This window comes from Algibacter amylolyticus (genome assembly GCF_014202225.1).
GTDB classification, from domain to species: domain Bacteria; phylum Bacteroidota; class Bacteroidia; order Flavobacteriales; family Flavobacteriaceae; genus Algibacter_B; species Algibacter_B amylolyticus.
The window spans coordinates 321,340-344,195 of the sequence record NZ_JACHGE010000004.1; the positions used below are offsets into that span (position 1 = coordinate 321,340).

Here is a 22,856-nt window from a genome sequence, read left to right on the forward strand (position 1 = left end):
CGTGTTGCTTTTCAAACTCAACTAAACTAACTCAAACAAAAAATTAATATCCTGGGTTTTGATCTGCAACTGTAACGTTAGGATTTGTAGCAATTTCTTTGTCTGGTATAGGCCATAGCTCGTGCTTACCAACTTGAAAGTTAGTTCCTGCTAATTCTGTACCTACAATGCCCCATCTAATCATATCATCAAAACGTACTTGCTCGCCACTTAACTCTACCTTTCTTTCTTGCACAATGGCATCAAAAACTTGAGATTTTGATAAGGTAGTAGGCAATGCTACTAACCCTGCTCTTGCTCTAACACGGTTTATATAACCTACGGCAACAGATTGCGAACCACCAGGTTTTTCATTTTCACATTCGGCCATCATTAACAAGACATCTGCATAACGAATAACTTTTGGGTTAATTCCAGATTCCTGAGCTTCAGTAGCTTGTTTATAATAGTTTTGGTATTTTTTCCATGCTACGGGACGAATATTTCCGCTGTTTTCGGCAAAATCATCTTCAGTTAGCGTATTGTTACCATTATTGTAAGTATCGCCAGGGAAATAGAAACTTCCATTTAATCGTTTATCTCCAGGCTCGAAAGAAGCTACTAAATCATCAGAAGGATAAGTGTTAAACCAATCTAAAACACCATAATCTTGCCCTCTAAAGGTTGCATGGTTTTGACCAGCTCCAACTACAGGGCTATCCCATTTTGCTCCGGTTCCTAAAGATAAATCGTATTGAACTTCCCATACAGATTCTATACCATGCTCTGTTTCCTCTTTGAAGTTATCATAATAATCGATTTCTAAATCATACCCAGACATTTTATTAAAAGAATCTAATGCTGCTGCATACTCTTTTTGGTACAACAATACTTTACCTAAAAAGGCTTGGGCTGCTCCTTTTGTTGCTCTACCTTTTTCTTCTTCAGATTTTGGTAATAAATTTGCCGATGCATAAGTTAAATCTTCAATAATTAATTTAATTACATCTGCTTTAGGACTTACAGGCTTACCTTCTGGTTGTGTAAAGTCTCCATTTCTTAATGGGATATTTCCAAATCTGTTTACTAACAACCAGTAGTATTGTGCTCTTAAAAATCTAGCTTCTCCTAAAAACTTTCTTTTTTTAACTTCTGATAGTGAATTTTCTGGTATTTGATCTATAATAGATTTATTACCAATAACAAAATTAGCTTTGTTTACGCCTCTGTAACAAGCATCCCAATACTCGGCAATTTGCCCGTTACTAGAATCGAAAGAAAAATCGGCAAAAGTAACTTTATCTGCCTCTTGTTGTCCATTTCCAGATTGCTCATGCGACATGTTATCCATCATATACCAGATAAGGCGACCGTATAAACCAAAGGGTTGTAAGTTGGCATACGCAGCGTTTACGGCTGATTGAACTTGTGCCTCGTTAGAAAAAAATGTATCTGGTGAAAGCTGATTAGGATTTGTTAATTCTAATTCTTTATCTGAACAGGAATTTATAAGAAAAATCCCTAACAGTGCTGTAAGTATAAATTTATATGTTTTCATAGTCTTATTTTTTAAAATGATACTTGTAATCCTAGGATAACCGATTTTGGTTGTGGGTAACGTCCTCTATCAATACCAAACTCTTGATTTCCTTGACCTATTTCTGGATCTAACCCAGAATAATCTGTAATAGTTATTAAGTTTTGACCACTAGCGTATAATCTTAGTTTTGAAAAATAGTTATCAAAAACAGGACCCGTAAAAGTATAACCTATGCTAATATTTTTTAATCTAGCAAACGATCCGTCTTCAACATATCTATCAGACACAGAGTGGTTTTGTGGCGCACCCGGAACTCTTGGCTGGGTTGTTGAAGGATTAGTTGGTGTCCAACTATCTAATAACACTTTGCTACCATTAAATAATCTATTTGCACCTGCCTCTAAATCGTATTTGTTTTCGTTGTAAATATCGATACCTTGAATACCTGTTACATAACAGTTAAAATCGAAATTTTTATAATTAGCCGATAGATTTAAACCATAAGTAAAATCTGGATAAGGATCTGCTAAAATATCGCGATCTTCGGAAGTGATATCTCCATCGCCATTTAAATCTTTATATCTAACATCTCCCGGTTGCACAACTGTTTGCCCAGGGTTTGCCGTAAATACAGCATCAACCTCGGCCTGGTTTTGGTAAATACCATCACTTACTAAACCATAAAAATGGAATAATGATTCGCCAACAACTGTTCTAGAAATATTTCCTTTTCCGTCTTTCATAGCTGCCCCTTCAAAAGCTTCTAAGTTACCTAAACTTAATACTTCGTTGGTACTTGTACCTACGTTAAGGTTTGCAGACCAAGTAAAATCGCCTTCCATATCGTTATAACCTAAAGCCAACTCAAAACCACTAGTTTCTACACTACCAACATTTGCAGTAATATTTCCAGCGTTAATACCGTTTGATAATGGTGCTGGTAAACTTAATAGTAAATCGTCACTTTTGTTTCGGTAATATTCAATGGTACCGGTAAATTTTTGATTTGCAAAGCCAAAATCTAAACCTACATTCATTATGGTAGTTTCCTCCCATTTTAAATCTGGATTTGCACCACCATCTGCAGTTACACCTGGGCCATTGCTGTCTCCTATTGGATACTCAAAACCTCCTGCTAAACTTGCACTATACTGGTAATCTCCAATTTTATCGTTACCAGTAATACCGTAACTACCACGTATTTTTAAATTACTAAAAGCTGTATTTTCTAAGAAACTTTCTTTAGATAAATTCCATCCTAACGATGCCGATGGAAAAGTACCCCATCTGTTATTTTCACCAAATCTAGAAGAAGCATCTCTTCTAATGGAAGCAGATAAGATATATTTATTATCGTAGTTATAGTTTAATCTACCTAAGTAACCTTGTCTATTAGTTTGACTAGATCCACTTCCTATAGATTGATTTGTTGGTCCAAATTGAATTAACTCATTAGTTATTTCGTTTCTGGCGCTACCTCCAAAATTCGTGCTTTTTCTTTTATTGTTTTCTGCTAATGCTAAAAGCTCAATATTATGGCTATCTCCTAACGTAGTGTTATACGTTAAGCTATTAGTTAACATAATAGTATGTCCTTGTGTATGACTTCTACCATATTCCGCAAAATTTTGAGCGTGGGTTGTACTACCTTCTACACTATCGTCATTAAAAGTAGGCGTAAAAGTACTGCCATCAAAAGTAAAATAATCTAAACCAACTTGTGTTTTAGCTGTTAAACCTTCAAGTAATTCTAATTCGGCATACACATTACCAATAATACCTAAGGTTTTATTAACACCAGTTGGAAGAGTTTGAATTCTTACCGGGTTTTCTGCATCTTGCCCATCGGCAGAAGATGAAGGTCCTTGAAAACCACCATCATTGTTAGAGTTGTAAACCGGCAGGTATGGTGCAGCTTTAATAGCGTGAGTTATTAAGGTTCTACCACCACCTTCTCGCTCTGGGCTTTGTTCGCCAAAAGAAATAGACATAGACTCTCCAACGGTTAATTTACCAGTGGTAAAAGAACTATTTGCTCTAAACGAATATCTCTCAAAACCAGTATTTACAATAATACCTTCTTGCTTTAAATATTCACCAGAAAAAAACTGAGAGCTGTTTTCTGTTCCTGCAGAATAATTCATGTTATAATTCTGCATTAATCCTGTTCTAAAAATCTCATCCTGATAGTTAGTGTTTATTTTAAAGGTGGATAATGGTCTGTTTGGAAATACCCCTAAATTACCTGCGTGTTGTAAATACTCGATAGTATTCATGGTATTATAACGCTCGGTATTTCTTTGAAACCCAGCATAAGTACTAAAAGATAATTGGCCTTTACCCTTTTTTCCTTTTTTGGTTGTAACTAACACTACCCCATTTGAGCCTCGCGCACCATAAATTGCAGTGGTTGATGCATCTTTTAAAATAGACACATTTTCTATATCGCTTGGACTTATCCCCGATAAATTTCCAACAATAACACCGTCTATCACATATAGTGGGCTATTGTCGCCAAAAGTTCCTAAACCTCTAATTAATACTAAAGGGCTAGAACCCGGAACACCGCTATTTACAACTGTAATACCTGGCGCTCGTCCTTCTAGGGCCGATTCAGCATTTGTTACGGGTAAAGCTGATATCTCATCAGTATCTACGGTAGATATTGCACCAGTTACAGTAGCTCTACTTTGTGCTCCATAACCAACTACTACAATAGCATCGAGCGCTTCTAGAGATTCTTCTAATGTTATTGCAAAGGTATTTTGACTGCCAACAGGAATTGTTTTGGTAGCCATACCAATATAAGTTACAACAAGTTGATCTCCATTATTTACATTTTGTAAAGTAAAATTACCATCAAAATCGGTAGATGCACCATTTGTTGTACCCTCAACAATTACGGATACACCAGGTAGTGGAACACCGCCAACATCTGATACTGTACCGCTTATGCTTTTTGCTTGTGAAAAGGCATTTTGCATGCAAAACATAGCAAGCAACATACCCAAAAGTTTAAACTTCATCATATTAAATAGTTTAAGTTAATTAATTTAGTTATTTATTTAGTTTGTTAATAATACTCTTTTTGTAAAAACAGATGTTGAACTCGCATTGGCAACACCAGTAAAATTTGGTTGTTTACCACCTACGCTTAGCAATACATTACCTGGCTCTAGAATCTTTTTTCCTTCGGCATTAATCCAGGCATATTGTTCGGCATCTATTTTATAATTTAAGGTTTTAGTCTCTCCAGCAGCTAGATGCACTCTATCGAAACTAACCAAAGTTCTAATTGCGTTTTGCGCTTCTCTATCCAAATGTGTTAAGTAAATTTGAACCACATCATCGCCTGCAATTTTACTTGTATTTTTTATTTCTACTGAAATATTAATAGCATTTTTAAGGCTTACTTGATCTGCTATGTTTAGGTTTGAATATTCGAAATTAGAATAGCTTAAACCATGACCAAAAGGAAACAAAGGATCTCCTTTAAAATATTTATATGTTCTATTGGCCATGTTATAATCTTTAAAATCTGGTAAATCTGATACCGATTTATAAAAAGTTACCGGCAGTTTTCCTCCAGGATTATAATCTCCAAATAATACATCGGCAATAGCTTTTCCTCCAAATTCTCCTGGATACCAAGCTTCTAAAATTGCAGGAACATTATTAGCCGCCCAATTTACAGCCAATGCACTCCCGTTCATTAAAACTACAACAGTTGGTTTTCCGGTTGCATGTACCTTTTTCATTAATTCAATTTGGTTTTTAGGTAATGAAATTTCAGAGCGGTCACCTTTATCGAAACCTTCTAATTCCACTTCCATTTCTTCGCCTTCAATTTCTGGCGAAAGCCCTAAAAACAATATAGCAACATCGGCTTTATTAACCGCCTTTATAGCTGGAGTTATTAAGTCTTCATCTAATTTAGCCCAAAGCAAATGTGCTTGTGGATCGGATAATGCATTGTTATATTCTATTTTTATATTGTATGATTTGTCTTTTTCTAAAACCGTATCGAAATACTTTGTTTTTGGCTCATATTCTGCACTAAACTCAAAGTAAAGTGAATCGTTTACAAATAGTTTAGCAAAACTACTTGCCTTTAATCCAATTCTGTAAGCACCACTTTCTGTTGGTTTTATTGCTCCGCTCCATCGCACTGAAAAGTTGTCAGATTTTAAATTGTTAATAGGGCGTTTTGGCGTCCAAACAAAATTGATAATACTATCTACTCTGGTAAACTCTGGCGTTCCTTTAAAAACATTATTACTATAGTACTCGCCTTTTAATCCTGCTTCGCCTTCGCTTTTAAGGACCGTAATAGGAATAGGTGTTAAAGTGGACCATCCCGTAGCAATATCACTACCCAAAGCATAATGGATTTCTGCATTAGGCAACTTAGCTTTAATAGCCTTTAATGGTGTAATAAACTGTTGCGGTGTACCGTGGTAATTACCTAATAAAGCTTGTGTAGCATTTGCATTAGGACCAATTATGGCTATCGATTTTAAATCTTTACTTAGTGGTAATGTTTTGTTTTCGTTTTTAAGCAACACCATAGATTCTTGAGCTACTTTTTCTGATAAAGCTAAATGTCCCTTGCTTGCCACAACATCGTAAGGTATGTTTGCCCATTTTACATGTTCTGTCGCATCAAACATGCCTAATTTAAAACGTGCTAAAAACAGTTTTTTCACAGCAGCATCAATAGCTACTTCATCTACCAATTCTTTTAAAATAGCATCATTAAGGCTAGGGTCGTAAACATTTCCGCAGTTTAAATCTGTACCATTATTTAACGCCATAGCTGCCGCTTCAGCAGGCGTTTCTACAACACCATGATTTTCGGCTTGCCAAAAATCGTTTATGGCCCAACAATCTGACACTACATAACCATTGAAACCCCAATCGTTACGAAGAATTTTTTGTAATAACATGTCGCTTCCACAACATGGCGCATCTCTATATCTGTTATAGGCACACATTACAGAATACACATTGGCCTCTTTTACTGCTGCTTTAAATGCTGGTAAATAGGTTTCGTATAAATCTTTATTGTTAGTTTGATAGTTATCTTGATGTCTAGATTTCTCCGGACCGCTGTGTACGGCAAAATGCTTAGCTGTAGCAACGACCTTTAAATATTTATCATCGTCGCCTTGCAAGGCATTAATATAGTTAACGCCAATTTTACCAGTTAAAAACGGATCTTCGCCATAGGTTTCTTGACCTCTACCCCAGCGCGGATCTCTAAAAATATTAATATTGGGTGTCCAGAATGTTAAACCCTGCCCCATGCGTCTTTTTCCCTCTTTTATAAATTGATGGTGTTTAGCCCTAGCTTCATCTGAAACCGCGGTTCCCATTTCGAAAATTAAATCTGGGTTCCAAGTTGCTCCCATACCAATTGCTTGCGGAAAAACCGTTGCTTCGCCCGCTCTTGCAACGCCGTGCAAACATTCGTTCCACCAATTGTACTCAGGTATACCTAATCTTGATATAGCTGGAGCATCATAGCGCAACTGAGAAATTTTTTCTTTTAACGTTAAACGCGATACCAAATCATTAACGCGCTCTTCTGCAGAAAGTGATTCATCTTGAAACTGAAAAGCAACCTCTTTTTTATTTGAGTTACACGACATCAAGATAGAAACAAACATTACAACAACAACCATGTTATAATATTTTGAGTGCACTATGTTAAGTTTAGTTATTAGCATATACAGTTTACGATTAAAAAAAACTAAATATCATTACCAAAATGAAAAGCATAAAACACACCAGTACAATTTCTGCTAAAAGTTTTAATCGGGTTTTACGGTGCTTCATTTTAAAAAACAATATTTAATGATACCAAATATACTTGACCTCTTATGTTTTTAATAGAACGCATTAAGCAATCAATGAGAATTTTGTTGCGATTACCCCTTTAAAGTGCTGTTTTACAACATTTGATACAATACATGCAACATTTATTATAAAACAACCATCTAGCTAAAACTTTGATTTACATGAAATAAGCCAACCTAAAAACAATATAACGGTACAGTAATGGGCTTAAACCTAAAACAAAAAAAACACATAACAACTAGACTTAAATGGCCCACTATTATATGTTTTTTTTCTAAAATTTAAGCTTTTAATTATTTAAACTCCATCATCTTTTACCTTAACCTCGGTAGGAAGAATACCAAAGTGAGCTTTAAAACATTTTGTAAAATACGACGGTGAAGAAAACCCAACTTTATAACACACCTCACTAATATTAGAGTTTCCTGTTTCAAGAATTTGTTTAGCCTTTTGGATACGTATTTTTCTTAAAAACTCATTAACAGTTTGCCCCGTAAGCGATTTGATTTTACGATAAAGTTGACTTCTACTTAAGTTTAATTGCGATGCTAAAACCTCAACACTTAAATCTGAATCGCTCATGTTTTCACTTATATAGCTTAATACTTTTTGTATAAACTCTTTATCAATAGAAGTTGTTCCTGCCTGTTCTTTTCCGCTAATATCTCCAAAATACTTATCGAATATTAGCTTCCTACTGGTTATTAACTGCGCTAAACGTAATTTTAGTAAACGCATATCAAACGGTTTTACCATATAGGCATCGGCACCAAAACCTATACCCTCCATACGATCGTCTATTCTAGTTTTAGCTGTTAGCATTAATAAGGGAATATGACTGGTTTTTATATCGGTTTTTATTTGTTTACAAAACTCAAACCCATCCATTTCTGGCATAATAACATCGGTTAAAATAATATCTGGTATAGATTGTTTTGCAATTTTTAAACCTTCTTTTCCGTTTTTGGCAACTAATATTTTGTAATGGTTTATTAATTCGCTTTTTAAATATTTTCTAAGCTCAACACTATCTTCTACAATAAGCAAGGTACTAGACCTAGTATCGTTTCCTGCATCGTTATCTGTTTCCACAGATTTGAGACCAGCATTTAAAATAAATTTTTCTTTTTTAGTGCTTTCTGAAATTACCTGAGGTGCAAGCTGCTCTTTTGTAAAATGAGCATTTCCAGCAGGAAGTAAAATTCTAAATGTGGTTCCCTTGCCAACTTCACTTTCCACTTCCACTTTTCCTTTATGCAGTTTTATAAAACTCTGAACAACCTCTAAACCAATACCTGTGCTACCATAATAGCCTTTGTTAAGATTTTCAATTTGATAAAAGCGTTCGAAAATTTTATTAATCTGGTCCTTCTCTAAACCTGGACCTGTATCTGATATTCTAATTTCTAGAGCTTTACGCGGATTTTTCTCGTCTATTAAAGGAAATAAAACCAAATCGTCTGTCGATAAAATATCTGCATTAATAGCACCACCATCTGGTGTAACTTTTATAGCATTAGACATAATATTGAAGATGATTTTTTCCAACATACTAGCATCTGCCCAAATTGGTAAATCGGGCACATCGGCATCCATGGAAAGATAGATGTTACGGCTAGAAGCTTCTTCCTTAAAAAAAGCAACCACATCTTTTGTTAAACTAACAAGATTAAATTCTGAAGCTCTAATATTAACTTTATCCAGTTCCAGTTTTCTAAAATCCATAAGCTCGTTTATCATTCTGTAAAGCCTATCGGTATTTCTGTAAATAACATCTAGTTTATCTTTAACCGTAAACGGAAGCGTTAAATTGGTATCGCGAAGAATGTCTTGCAGCGGATTGATTATTAATGTTAGCGGCGTTCTAAACTCATGAGAAATATTGGTGAAAAACTGAATTTTCTTCTCATTTAACTGGTCTTCTTGTGCACGCTGTATACGCTCATTTCTTATAGCTTCTTTCTCTTTTATACGACTTTGCGTCATTCTATTTAAAAGATATACACCCATAAAAAATAAGGCAATATAGCACAGCATAGCGACATTTGTTTTCCACCATGGCGGCAACATGGTTATTTTAAGTTCTAGTGGCGTTTCGTTCCACACGCCATCATTATTTGCTGCTTTTAATTTAAAAGTATAATCGCCATAATCAAGATTTGTATACGTAGCACTTTGTAAATCACTAACATAATTCCAAGATTCTTCAAAGCCTTCTAAATAATAAGCATATTGATTTTTTTCTGGTCGTGTATAATTAATCCCAGTATACTCAATAGTGAATACCGTTTGCTGATAATTAAATTCTAAACTTTTAGTTTCGGTAATAACCTTGGTAAGTGGACTATTTTCTTGGTTTGGAACAACATCTTTATTAAAAATTTTTAACCCCGTTAAATACAGAGAAGGCACACTCGAATTTACCTCTAACTTCTCTGGATGGAAATAATCTATACCCTTGTAATTACCAAAGTAAAGCACACCATCTTCATCTTTTAAGGTGGCGTTAAAGTTAAAATCGTCGGACAGTAGCCCGTCGTTAGAAGTATAACTTGTTACTTCATTTGATTCCATATTTATTTTTGAAATCCCCGAGTTTCCCGATATCCAAATAGCACCAGCGTCGTCTTCAATAATTCCAGTTACATTTTCTTCTTGTAACCCTGTGATTTTGTTATACCATTTAAACTCGTTAGTTTTCTTGTTGTATCTGCAAAGTCCTGCTCCTCGTGTCCCAATCCAAATATATTGGTTAGAACATTGAAACAAGGACAAAACATGATTAGCACTTTTTTGATTATTAGGCGCTTGAGACATTTCCTCTTCTAACGAAGTAAGGGTTAAGGTCTCATTTTCACCTTTAATAATTTTAAATAAGCCATCGGTAGTACCAAACCAAATGGTATTATCGTTATCTACCAAAATTTTTCTAACATCGGTAGTTGAAATGCTTTCGAATGCCTCAGAAGCATAATTTTTAAGCGTATCCGTTTCTGGGTTATAGGCATATATACCGGTATAAAACGAACCTATCCATATAATACCATCCTGATCCTCTGTTATAGATAGTATAGCGTTAGAAACTAGGCTTCCATTGGAGTTTTCTACGTTTACATGCTTAAATTTGTTTTCGCCCTTTTTAAGCACATAAAAGCCATTATCCCAACTTCCTGCCCAAATATTTTCTTTGCTATCTATAAAAACAGTTTGTATATAATTACTCGTTAAGCCCGAATAATGCTTCGTATTAGAAATATTTACATGCTTAAAATTTAAGCTTTTAGTATCTATAATATCGATACCTCCACCATCCATAGAGACCCATATTTTATTATTACGGTCCTTTACTATACCGGTTACAGAGCCCGTTTGCAATGAATTTACATTACTTGTTAAACTTTCTATGTTAGCAAATTTATCAAAGAGTTTATCGCTTACAGCCACACCACTATTGTAGTACCCTAGCCATATACGCTCTTCCTTATCTAGAAATAAAGACCAAATAGAGTTAGACCGAATACTATTTTCGTCTCTTTTATTGTATACATATCTTTTTATAAGCGAGCCATTATCATTTAAATGAAAAAGGCCATCATTTTCTGAACCAACTAATATGGAATGGTCTGGCAATTGAATCATTGCTAGTATCCGCTTATTACTTATTTCAAAATTTGAAACCTCTGTAATGGTATCGTCTTCCGTCTGATATTTAAAAACACCATTACCGTAAGTTCCTGCCCACAAATGATTGCTTGCAGAGCGTTTTAAGGTTTGTATAGGTAAATTAAAATTTGCGTCGCTATCGTTTTGAGGTCTTCTAATTTTATTATTAGAATAATCTAGCACTCGAAGGCCAACACTAGTTCCTAAAAAGACGGTTTCGTTACATATTTCTATAGCATTTATAGCGGGATAACGATTTCTATTAACTACGCGAACAACCTCGCGAGTTTCTAAATTAAGAAGAAATAAACCTAAAGCTCTAGTGCCAATTAAAAGGTTTCCACGATTATCTTCAGTTATACTTAGCACAGAAATACCAATTTCGTTAGTATCACCAACAGGTATTTTTTCAAACTGATCTAAATCTCTATTGTATAGATTTAAACCATCTTCTGTACCAATCCATAGTCGGTTTTCTTTATCTAAATACGACGAAAAAACAAGATTGCTTCGTAATGACGTAGAGTCTTCAACTTTAAATTTATACGACGTATAATCAATGCCATCAAACTTATACAAACCAGAACCGTTAGTGCAAATCCACATAAACCCATGATGATCTTGAGTTATAGAATAAATACCCACTTTAGAAATGCCTTCTCTTATATTAACAAAATTAAAATCTTGAGTAGGCGATTGTGCCCAAAAATTAAGGGTAAAAACAAAACCTATAAGTAATAAAAGATTAATACTTCTAGTTAGCTGCATAGTATTACAATTTTATTTAGGACTAAAGTTAATATCTTTTGTTAGAATAATTCTATCCATTTTAAAACCATCTTCACGCATGGAGAAAGATAAAATAGACGTTCCTTCTTCGAGGTCCAAAAATATGGTTTTTGGCGTTCCACAATGGTTATCTGGATCTCGTTGTGCCGAGGACCACGTCCATTTATTTTTACCCTCGCACCATTGCATACGTGCACCACTTTCTGGCCACGTATTATTTATGCCAACATGCACTCCATTATCTTCGGTACCATTAGAATAAGCACTTACCCAAACATAGTAACGGCCAGCTGTACTAACGTTTATTTTATACGAAACCAAACCTCCAATACCTGGCAAAGGAAAAAAGTTATCGCCTGTAATTAAAACATCGTCATGCGTAACGCGTGTATCCGGAAAGGCCTCAATATATGTATTAGAGCTTGCGGTTTTACTTTGGTCTGTTTTCTCTTTAGCCGTTTTAATAATCCACGTTCTGTTTGTTCCGTTTTTTGAATTGTAATGAAAATTCTCTGCCTCAATTTCTAACACCCCATCTTTTTCTGTAAAAGCAGTTTCAGCTTGCAACATCTCGTTAGTTACCATACCTTCGGGTGTTAAAACTAAACGACTCCATCGGCCTCTAGACCAGGCTGTTTCATCGTTTTCAGGTATTTTTTTATTTGTAACAGCCTTAGATGCTATTTGTATAATATCATGCTCTGCAATAAAAAATCTGCCTAAATTATAACGTGCTTCTGCAAATGTTTTATCTGTTTCAGGGTTTGTTACCTCGCTTATAACACTACCATTTTTTAAAATAAGGTATTCCGATTCACCATCATTCTCGGCCATTGAAATAAACGCCAAATCATACAAACCAGATACCCCATTAAACCTTGTGGTTGCATACGCATACTTAGAGCGTTGTGCTTTATCTGCAGCATTAATAGCAAAAACACCGTTAGATTTATCTTTATAGTATACCGCTTTGTTTTGATTTGTTTCTATTTCAAAATCTGTTAAAGCATTTAAGGTTACTACCTCTTTTTTTGTGTTTAAAGCGCCTTTTTTTGTTTTACGTTTTAAGCTTAACAACGCGACCCAATCTTTTTCTTTATTTGGCGGAAACCCAATATCCGCCTTTTGACCACCTTCTATAGTTTTAACACTTCCGTTTTGTAAGTCTCCACCGGTTCTTGGGTTATACCATTTTACTTGAAACGTGTTTTTAGAACCAAATAAGTTGATTTTTGTTTCTTTTACTTCTGGTAAATAAATGGCGTAAGTATCATCATTTTTTGCAAAAACAAAATCGTTTGGATTATCGGTTAAACCATCGGCCGATTGCATTTCTGAAAAAGGCAAATAGTTCTGAAAAAAGTCCAAAGCATATCTTGTTTGATTCCAAACACCATCTCTAGAACGCCAATCTTCGCAATTTAAATCGTTATGATCAAATTTGTATCCAAAATACCACTCTACACCAGCACCTCCGGCCATTAAATTTGCCCATAGTACGCGATGTCTAATGTCATCGTGGTTAGGATCGTCTTTATCTGGTTTTGCACCTGTATCGGCAGGACCTATTTCATCTTGATTTACAACCCAATTTCTACCATTTTTTTGAGATTCGTTAATCCAATTTTTGGTTATATCGTGAATTAAATCGGGTTTGTGCGTTTGGATTGAAGGGCCATCTAAAAACGGATAACCTAGTAATGGATTTAAATACAAATCCTGCTCTTCTGGTAAGGAATGTGTATGCAACACCACTAAATTCTTATAAGGATCATGAGTTTTAAGATACTTAGCCATAGCTTTTCTATCGCTATCATTTTGTCCTTTTGGCGACCAATGCACAGGGCCATTTTCTTCTCCTAAATTCCACGTTATTGCTAAATGATGAGAAAACCTTGCGATTAACTCTCGGTAATACAATTTTCGTTGTACACCAAGTTCACCAATATCCATTAACAGCTCGTTTTCTGTTTCTTGAGTTACTATATGAAGCATTAACCCTAGCGCATCCATGTGATCGAAAACAAGCTCCCATTGGTCTAACTTACTACAATCAAAACGATAACGCTCATTTTCATCGGTCCATGGCCAAACATCTTTACCATCGCCTTGCACATTCATGGTTAAAAAATAAACCGAATTCATGCCTTTTGAAGCTAAATAATTTAATGCACCAATAATGTTTTTCCCTTTGCCGTTTTGCCACGTAGGATCTCCTTTTCTCCAATCTTGAGCGTGTGGCTCGTACCTGTGCTTATCTGGTGTTTGATCGAACTCGTAATAGCCTAAAAAGTTTTCAGGGCTATCTGTACCGCCTTTTAAAAAGGGCGTGTTGGTTTCGGCATAGTGCAAATATCTGTCGCCTGTATATTGCAACCTGCCTTTGTCGCCTTCATCTGGATTTGTAATTTCAAAATCACCTTTTAAAGCATCAAAAGCAACAGGTTCACCTGCATTTATATCATCATTTACGGCTATATTTTCTCCTTTTCTAAAGGATACTTGGTAGGTCCAAGTACCAACCTCATCTGGCATAAATCGTACTTGCCAAACCTTACCGGTTTTGGCGCTTGTTTCGGCTGCATTACCATCGGCAGCATAAAAACCAGGAACTATATACGTTTTGTTTTTATGTTTAAAAACAACATTAAGTCTGTAATTTAAGTAGGGATTAACTTCTTGACTCTCATTAAAAGTATCGCCAGTAAAACTTAAAGTTACTTTTTGCCATTTTTTAAATGTTCCATCTACTTTAACCTCTTTGTATTGGGAAAAAGTGAGTTGTGAAATAAAAAACAAAAGTACAGTTAGGGTTTTCATTGTATTTAGTTTGGTTTTAGTTTTGGTTCGTTTTATAACTTTAAATTTCGGAGAATTAATTTAAATTCCCCGAAATTTAGTTGATCTTTTATAATATCTTTATAAAAGTATATATTTAAAATGTTACTTCCTACGCATTGCCCTTCTTATAATCTTCTAAAAATTTAGCTAATCCGCTATCGGTTAAAGGGTGTTTTAATAATCCTGTTATGGAAGATAATGGCCCCGTCATAACATCACTACCTAATTTAGCACAATTAATAACATGCATAGTGTTTCTTACCGATGCTGCTAAAATTTGTGTTTCAAAACCATAGTTATCGTAAATATGTCTTATTTCTGCAATAAGTTGTAATCCATCGGTAGAAATATCATCTAAACGCCCTAAAAATGGGGACATATAAGTGGCACCTGCTTTGGCTGCTAATAAGGCTTGTCCTGGAGAAAATATAAGGGTTACATTGGTTCTTATACCTTTATCTGAAAAATACTTGCAGGCTTTTACACCGTCTGCTATCATAGGTATTTTTACTACTATTTGAGGGTGTAACGCTGCTAAAGCCTCACCTTCTTTTACCATACCTTCAAAATCGGTAGAAATAACCTCTGCACTTACATCTCCATCAACAATATCGCATATCTTTTTGTAATGAGCTATAATATTATCTGCTCCCGTAATCCCTTCTTTCGCCATTAATGATGGGTTTGTAGTAACACCATCTAAAACTCCTAGTGCTTGAGCTTCTGCAATATCATCGAGGTTTGCTGTATCTATAAAAAATTTCATATGTATTGTATTATACTGTTTTTAAATATTCTAATATTTGTTTACTTACTTTTATGCCTGTAAAACCAAATTCATCATCTAGCACAGTGGCTGGTGCCGAATAACCAAAATGCTCTAACCCAAACACTTTACCATTGTCGCCAACCAATCCTTCTAAGTTTACTGGCAATCCTGCTGTTAAACCAAATAATGGTTTATTTTTAGGAATCACGCTGTTTTGATAGGCTTTAGACTGTAATTTGAAAAGGCCTTCTGAAATTATTGAAGCAATACTAACTTTTAATCCGTTTTCAGATTCTAAAATTTCTGCTGCTTCAACCAATGTAGCAACTTCTGAACCATTAGCGATTAAAACTACGTCTGGGTTTTCAGCAGCTTTAATTAAATAACCGCCTTTTTCGGCTGCTAAAGCATCATTATATCTTGAACTTCCTTTTGTTGGTAAATCTTTAATGCCTTGTCTAGATAAGATTAAGCCCGTTGGTGTGTTTTTGTTTTCCAACGCCATTTTCCAAGCGACACTCGTTTCTGCTGAATCTGCAGGACGTAACGCCAAGAAACTTGGTTTTCCGCTATGGTTTTTAAGCTTTTCTAACAACCTAATTTGTGCTTCCTGCTCTACAGGTTGGTGAGTTGGCCCGTCTTCTCCCACTCTAAAGGCATCATGCGTCCAAACATATTTTACGCCTAATTCTTGAATACCACTTAAGCGAATGGCTGGTTTCATATAATCTGAAAACACAAAGAAAGTTGCCACTACCGGTATAATACCACCGTGCAAAGCAATACCATTAGCAATACAAGCCATAGTTAATTCGGCAACACCAGCTTGCAAAAATGATCCTGTAAAATCGCCTTTTTTAATAGCATGTGTTTTCTTTAAAAAGCCATCGGTTTTATCGCTGTTTGATAAATCGGCAGAAGACACAATCATGTTTTCTACATGTTCGGCTAAATAACCAAGTACACCTGAAGATGCTGCTCTAGAGGCTAATCCTGCTTTATGAACAATAGACTCAAAATCTAGTTCTGGTAGTTCTCCTGATAAAAAGAAATCTAATTTTTTAGCTAAATCCGAATTTTCTTGTCTCCATGCATTAATTTCTGCTTTCTTATTTGCTGCTTGCGCTGTTTTAGCTGCTATTACATCCTTATAAAATGCATTAACATCATTAAAAATATCGAACGGGGATTCTGGATTTGCCCCTAAATTTAATAAGGTTTTTTTATAATCTGCTCCGGTATGACCTATAGGCTGACCATGAAGTTCGCAATGCCCTTCAAACATACTACCATCGGCAGCAACACATCCTTTCCCCATTATTGTTTTACCAATAATTAGGGTTGGTTTTTCGGTTTCATTATTAGCATCGGTTAATGCTTTTCTAATGGCATCGTGGTTGTGCGCATCGATAGTAACGACTTTCCATCCCCATGCTTCGTACTTCATGGCAGTATCTTCGCTAGTAACCTCGTCGGTAGACGTGGACAGCTGTATATCGTTAGAATCGAAAAACATAATAAAATTACTTAAACCTAAATGGCCTGCAATTCGCCCTGCACCCTGAGATATTTCTTCTTGAATTCCACCATCGGAAATAAAACCATATACCTTATGATTCATCCAATCGCCAAAACGTGCTTGTAAAAACTTAGCTGCAATGGCCGCTCCAACACCCATAGTATGTCCTTGTCCTAAAGGTCCTGAAGTATTTTCTATACCTCTAGCCACATCCACTTCTGGGTGCCCTGGAGTAATAGAACCCCATTGCCTAAAATTAGCAACATCCTCTTTAGCATAGTTTCCTAACAGGTAATATTGCGCATACAATAAGGTAGATAAATGCCCTGCATCCATAAAGAAACGATCTCTAAATGGCCATGTCATATCCGAAGGATCGTAATTGAAAAACTCTGAATATAGAATGTGCATAAAATCTGCACCACCCATTGGACCTCCTGGGTGACCAGAATTTGCCTTTTCTACCATAGCTACTGCTAAGGCTCTAATATTATCTGCTGCTTGTTGATCTATTTGCTTGTTCATTATTTATATAAATTGAAAGCGTATTATATGTATTGATTAATAATATTCTCGAACAACTCTTGTTTACCGCTTTGTAGTTTTAACTCGCCGTTTTCTTGAGCTAGTTTGTACAAGTCTTGTAAGCCTAATTTTCCGTTTTCGAAATCTTTTCCTTTTCCTGAATCGAATGAGCTGTAGCGCTCTGTTCTTAATGTATCGTAAGAAGAATTTGTTATAATTTTATCGGCGATTAATAAAGCTCTAGCAAAAGTATCTGCTCCACCAATGTGCGCGTAGAAAACATCTTCCATATCGGTTGAGTTTCTTCTAATTTTAGCATCGAAATTAACACCTCCACCTTGTAAACCTCCTGCTTTTAGGAATACTAACATAGCCTCGGTTGTTTCTTGAATGTTGTTTGGAAATTGATCGGTATCCCAACCATTTTGGTAATCGCCACGGTTAGCATCTAAACTTCCTAACATGCCTGCTTTTGCTGCAGTTTCAATTTCGTGTTGGAAGGTGTGTTGCGCTAAAGTAGCGTGGTTTACTTCAATATTGATTTTAAAATCTTTATCTAAACCATGTTCTCTTAAGAATCCTATAGCTGTAGCCGAATCGAAATCGTATTGGTGCTTTGATGGCTCCATTGGTTTTGGCTCAATAAAGAAGTTTCCTTTAAAACCTTGGGCTCTAGCATAGTCTCTTGCCATGGTTAAAAACTGTCCCATGTGGTCTAACTCGCGTCCCATATCTGTATTTAATAAAGACATATATCCTTCGCGACCACCCCAGAACACGTAGTTTTCGCCACCTAATTTTATAGTAGCATCGATAGCCAATTTAACTTGCCCGCCTGCTCTTGCTACCACATCGAAATCTGGATTGGTAGACGCACCATTCATGTAACGTGGGTTAGAGAAACAGTTTGCTGTTCCCCATAATAACTTAACGCCACTTTCGGCTTGCTTGCCTTTTATATAATCGGTAATGGTTTCTAAACGTGCTTCAGATTCTGCAAAAGTTGCACCTTCTTGAATTAAATCGAAATCGTGGAAACAGAAATAATCGAAGCCCATTTTACCTATAAATTCGAAGGCTGCATCGGCTTTATCTTTTGCTGCTTGAATTGGATCTGATGATTGATCCCAAGCGAATTTTTGTGTTCCTGGTCCGAATGGATCTGAGCCTTGACCACAGAAGGTATGCCAGTATGCAATAGAGAATTTAAACCATTCTTTCATGGTTTTTCCTGCTACAACTTGGTCTGGGTTATAGTATTTAAATGCTAATGGATTATCTGATTCTTTACCTTCAAATTTAATATTGTTTATACCTTTAAAATATTCTTTTGCTGCCATAATGATATGTGTTTATATGTAATTATTAATTTGCTTTATTGTTTTTAGTTCTGCACCCGCGTTAGGGATTGAACGGTCTGTTTGAGCTCCCCGACTTTTTAGGAGGGAGCGAGTAGTGAAAGCCCGCCCCTTGTGGTAACGCCCACCAACTCTTATTTATTTAATATGAGATTTAGTTCTTTTTTCCAGTTATTGAAGGCTTCCAAATAGGGTTGCTTATCTTTAAAAGGCATGAACGTCATGACGTGGTCGTTGTCCATAATGGTTTTTCCGAAGGCTTCGAAATCGCCGTTATGCAAGTTTGCCGCCCGTGCCGCACCTATAGCGCCGGTGGTATTGTAAATCTCAATTTCTTGCTGTATTAGCGTTGCCACTGTGTTTGCAAATATTTCTGAGCGGAATAAATTATCGTTTCCGGCACGAATGACGCTTGGTTTGATGCCATCGGACTTTAGGATTTCCATACCGTAAACGAATGAAAACGCGATGCCTTCTAGCGCTGCACGACATATATGTCCTTTGTGATGATTGTTCAAGTTCATGTTAACGATACGCGTGCCAATTTCTTGGTTATTTAGCATGCGTTCGGCACCGTTTCCGAAGGGAATTAAGCACACACCATCGGACCCTATTGGGATTTCGGAGGCTAGATTATTCATTGCTTCGTAAGAGCTAACCGCAAGATTATTAAGTAACCAACGGTATTGGATACCTGCCCCGTTTATATTGAGTAATTTGCCTATTCTTGGATTAGATTTTGTATAATTTACGTGTGCAAAATTGTTTACTCGTGTACTTTCCTTTCCTGATAAATTATCGGTTACGGCATACACCACACCCGATGTACCACCAGTTGCTGCAACTTCGCCTGGATTAAACACGTTTAACGATAAGGCGTTATTAGGTTGGTCGCCAGCTCGATAATATATGGGTGTTCCTGCGGCTATACCACTTTCTGCTTCGCCTTTTTTATCGACTACAGATTGCACCCCGAAGGTGTCCACAATATCTGGAACGAAGGCTTTTTCGATACCATAATAATCTAAAAGAAAATCGGCTACACTATCGTTTTTAAAATCCCAAAAAATCCCTTCAGACAATCCAGAAATGGTGGTGTTTATTTTATCTGAAAACTTATAGGCGATATAATCGCCTGGGAGCATGAATTTATGAATCTTGCTATAAACATCGGGCTCATTCTCTTTTACCCATTTTAATTTTGAAGCGGTAAAATTAGCTGGTGAGTTTAATAGACTTGAGGTGCATGTTTCGGCACCAAGTTCGTTAAATGCTTTATGGCCAATATCTACAGCTCTACTATCGCACCAAATAATGCTTTTTCTAAGCGGATTACCATCTTTATCGACCAAAACAAGGCCGTGCATTTGGTACGATATACCTATACCTTTAATTTGGGTTCTGCTTACATTATATTGTTTTTTTAGTGCCGTAATGGCATTACAAATATGCAACCACCAATCGTTTGGTTTTTGTTCTGCCCAACCATTTTTTTGAGCAAACATGCCCATTTCTTCTTTTGGCTCTTGTACAACACCTAAACTCTTACCAGATTCTACCTCAACTAATGCTGCTTTTATGGAAGAACTTCCTATGTCTATTCCTAAATTATACAATTGAAATAAATTTTAAATTAATACGTCACAAAAATATATTTATGCTAAAATTGGGTTTGTAACAAATCAAGCATCTTATATAACAAATGGTGCTATATATAGGTTTTTGGGATAAGTTGTTTTTATTTTAAATATGTATTAGTACTAAAATGCATATTTTTATAACATCTTATTTTTTAAAATAGATTCTATTTTTTTCTAACCACTACATTTTACTTAGCTAATGAAACCTGTATTTAAATTTTTATTCCTACTTCTTATAATTGGTTTTATTGGTTGTAAAAATGAATCGTCAACTAAAAAACACAAGTTTACCAATGCACTAGTAAACGAAACAAGCCCGTACCTTTTACAACATGCCCACAATCCAGTAAATTGGAACGCATGGAACTCTGAAGCGTTAGAACAAGCCAAAGAGCAAAACAAACTAATAATTGTATCTGTAGGTTATTCGTCGTGCCATTGGTGCCACGTTATGGAAGCCGAAAGTTTCGAAAACGACTCTGTTGCTAAAATGATGAATGAACATTTTATTAATATAAAAGTAGATCGTGAAGAACGCCCAGATATAGATCAAATTTACATGAGCGCTTTGGAGCTTATGACGGGTAGTGGCGGCTGGCCACTAAACAGTATTTGTTTACCAGATGGCCGACCGATTTTTGCAGGCACTTATTTTACAAAGGACGAGTGGATGCAAGTCTTAAAAAAGCTATCGAGCATGTATAAGGAGAACCCGGAAAAGATGATAAGTTTTGCCGAAAAACTTGAAGCAGGCATGAAAGATTCAAACTTAATTAAAGTGAATAAAGCCTTTGAAGCTTTTAATTTAGATGAAATGCATGCTGCTATAAATGATTGGAAATCGATACTAGATTTTAAAAATGGCGGCGAAATGGGAGGTCAAAAATTCCCGAAACCGAACAGTTTAAATAGCTTATTGAGGTATAGCTTTCATACAGATGATACCTTACTTAGAAACTATGTAAACACCACATTAACAAAAATGGCTTACGGTGGACTTTACGACCAAGTTGGTGGTGGTTTTTCTAGGTACACTGTCGATAAAGATTGGCATGTACCTCATTTTGAAAAAATGCTTTATGATAACGCGCAATTAGTAAGCTTATATTCTGATGCCTATCTTATTACTAAAAATGACGCTTACAAACAGGTCGTTGCTGAGAGCCTAAACTTTGTAGAGCGTGAATTAATGCATGAGAATGGTGCATTTTATTCTTCTTTAAATGCCGATAGCAAAAATGAACATGGCATATCGGGAGAAGGCCATTATTACACATGGACCAAAGCAGAACTTAAAGAGTTAATAACAAATAACTACAGCTTATTTGAATCCTATTACAACATTAACAATTTAGGGCTTTGGGAACATGACAAATATGTGCTTTATAGAAATCAATCGGATGAAACGTTTGCAAAATCAAACAACATATCGGTTTCTGAATTACAAAACAACATTAAAGATTGGACGACAACTTTGGCTGAAGCCAGAGATAAAAGAGATAAACCCAATGTCGATAAAAAGGCACTAACCTCATGGAATGCATTAATGCTAAAAGCGTATGTTGATGCTTACCGCGTTTTTAATAAGCCACATTACCTAGAAATAGCTATAAAAAATGCTGAATTTTTAGAGAACCAACAACTAAAGCCCGATGGTAGTCTTTACAGAACCCATATTAACAACAAAAGTATTATTGATGCCTATGCTGAAGATTATGCTTTTGTTATTGAAGCTTACATTGCCTTATACCAAGTAACATTTAACGAAAAGTGGCTACATAACGCCAATGCATTAATGACATACACCATTAATCATTTTTTTGATTCTAGCAGCGGTATGTTCTTTTTCACTTCCAATGAAGATGACTCTTTAATAGTTAGAAAGACCGATATTATAGACAAGGCCATTCCTTCGTCCAATTCCGTTTTAGCAAAAAACCTTTTTAAATTAAGTCATTTTTATGACAACTTGGATTATAAAAATATGGCGCATCAAATGCTGAATAATTTAAAACCCAATATTACAGAAGCAGCTCCAGCCTACCCGAATTGGATGGACTTCATGGCAAATTTAACTTTTAAGCATTATGAGTTTGTTATTTCGGGAAAGAACGCCAAGGACCAACTAAAAACATTAAACAGTTACTATCTACCAAATATTTTGATAGCGGGTTCAACGCAAGAAAGCGATATGGCTTTACTAAAAAATAGATATAGCCCAGATGTAACCTATAGTTTTGTATGTGTTGATGGCGCCTGTAAACTTCCAGAAACAGATGTAAAGAAGGCTATTGAGCAACTTAAAAAATAAGGACATAGTTTCCTTAAAGTAGCTAAATAAAAAAAGCCTCATCTAATAAAAGATAAGGCTTAG

Annotated in this window: 10 protein-coding genes; 1 reads left to right on the top strand and 9 read right to left on the bottom strand. The window is 35.7% G+C overall.

Annotation, left to right across the window (positions count from 1 at the left end; all coding sequences use genetic code 11):
- Positions 1–43: 43 nt before the first annotated feature.
- The 9 genes from HNQ90_RS10945 to HNQ90_RS10985 all read right to left on the bottom strand — a co-directional run bounded on the left by HNQ90_RS10945 (position 44) and on the right by HNQ90_RS10985 (position 20,458).
- Positions 44–1,537 (bottom strand): RagB/SusD family nutrient uptake outer membrane protein, encoded by a 1,494-nt coding sequence (locus tag HNQ90_RS10945; RefSeq protein ID WP_144115837.1) that lies wholly within the window; start codon positions 1,535–1,537, stop codon positions 44–46.
- A gap of 11 nt (positions 1,538–1,548) precedes the next feature.
- Positions 1,549–4,548 carry a SusC/RagA family TonB-linked outer membrane protein gene (locus HNQ90_RS10950; protein ID WP_144115838.1) on the bottom strand — a complete coding sequence of 1,000 codons (3,000 nt, stop codon included), beginning with the start codon at positions 4,546–4,548 and terminating at the stop codon, positions 1,549–1,551.
- Between the two features lie 36 nt (positions 4,549–4,584).
- Positions 4,585–7,203 carry a glycoside hydrolase family 3 protein gene (locus HNQ90_RS10955; protein ID WP_144115839.1) on the bottom strand — a complete coding sequence of 873 codons (2,619 nt, stop codon included), beginning with the start codon at positions 7,201–7,203 and terminating at the stop codon, positions 4,585–4,587.
- A gap of 472 nt (positions 7,204–7,675) precedes the next feature.
- Entirely contained in the window at positions 7,676–11,809 is a 4,134-nt protein-coding gene (locus HNQ90_RS10960) for a two-component regulator propeller domain-containing protein (RefSeq protein ID WP_144115840.1), read from the bottom strand.
- 12 nt (positions 11,810–11,821) lie between these two features.
- Positions 11,822–14,650, bottom strand: coding sequence for a DUF5060 domain-containing protein (locus HNQ90_RS10965; RefSeq protein ID WP_144115841.1), 2,829 nt, complete (start codon positions 14,648–14,650; stop codon positions 11,822–11,824).
- Positions 14,651–14,780: 130 nt separating this feature from the next.
- Entirely contained in the window at positions 14,781–15,437 is a 657-nt protein-coding gene (gene fsa / locus HNQ90_RS10970) for a fructose-6-phosphate aldolase (protein WP_144115842.1), read from the bottom strand.
- Between the two features lie 10 nt (positions 15,438–15,447).
- On the bottom strand, positions 15,448–17,484 hold the full coding sequence (locus HNQ90_RS10975) for a transketolase family protein (protein ID WP_144115843.1): 2,037 nt from the start codon (positions 17,482–17,484) through the stop codon (positions 15,448–15,450).
- Positions 17,485–17,507: 23 nt separating this feature from the next.
- Positions 17,508–18,824, bottom strand: a complete 1,317-nt coding sequence (gene xylA / locus HNQ90_RS10980; RefSeq protein ID WP_144115844.1) for a xylose isomerase — start codon at positions 18,822–18,824, stop codon at positions 17,508–17,510.
- A gap of 152 nt (positions 18,825–18,976) precedes the next feature.
- Positions 18,977–20,458 carry a xylulokinase gene (locus HNQ90_RS10985; RefSeq protein ID WP_144115845.1) on the bottom strand — a complete coding sequence of 494 codons (1,482 nt, stop codon included), beginning with the start codon at positions 20,456–20,458 and terminating at the stop codon, positions 18,977–18,979.
- A gap of 223 nt (positions 20,459–20,681) precedes the next feature.
- Between HNQ90_RS10985 and HNQ90_RS10990 the strand changes: the two genes are divergently transcribed.
- Positions 20,682–22,793: a thioredoxin domain-containing protein gene (locus HNQ90_RS10990; RefSeq protein ID WP_144115846.1), complete on the top strand. Its 2,112-nt coding sequence runs from the start codon at positions 20,682–20,684 to the stop codon at positions 22,791–22,793.
- The last annotated feature ends 63 nt before the right edge of the window (positions 22,794–22,856 follow it).

Bases quoted from the DNA above. Each gene is read 5' to 3' on its own strand.
- fsa (WP_144115842.1), bottom strand. From the start codon at position 15,437: ATGAAATTTTTTATAGATACAGCAAACCTCGATGATATTGCAGAAGCT.
- HNQ90_RS10990 (WP_144115846.1), top strand. From the start codon at position 20,682: ATGAAACCTGTATTTAAATTTTTATTCCTACTTCTTATAATTGGTTTT.
- HNQ90_RS10960 (WP_144115840.1), bottom strand. From the start codon at position 11,809: ATGCAGCTAACTAGAAGTATTAATCTTTTATTACTTATAGGTTTTGTT.
- HNQ90_RS10975 (WP_144115843.1), bottom strand. From the start codon at position 17,484: ATGAACAAGCAAATAGATCAACAAGCAGCAGATAATATTAGAGCCTTA.
- HNQ90_RS10950 (WP_144115838.1), bottom strand. From the start codon at position 4,548: ATGATGAAGTTTAAACTTTTGGGTATGTTGCTTGCTATGTTTTGCATG.
- HNQ90_RS10945 (WP_144115837.1), bottom strand. From the start codon at position 1,537: ATGAAAACATATAAATTTATACTTACAGCACTGTTAGGGATTTTTCTT.
- HNQ90_RS10955 (WP_144115839.1), bottom strand. From the start codon at position 7,203: ATGGTTGTTGTTGTAATGTTTGTTTCTATCTTGATGTCGTGTAACTCA.
- HNQ90_RS10965 (WP_144115841.1), bottom strand. From the start codon at position 14,650: ATGAAAACCCTAACTGTACTTTTGTTTTTTATTTCACAACTCACTTTT.
- xylA (WP_144115844.1), bottom strand. From the start codon at position 18,824: ATGGCAGCAAAAGAATATTTTAAAGGTATAAACAATATTAAATTTGAA.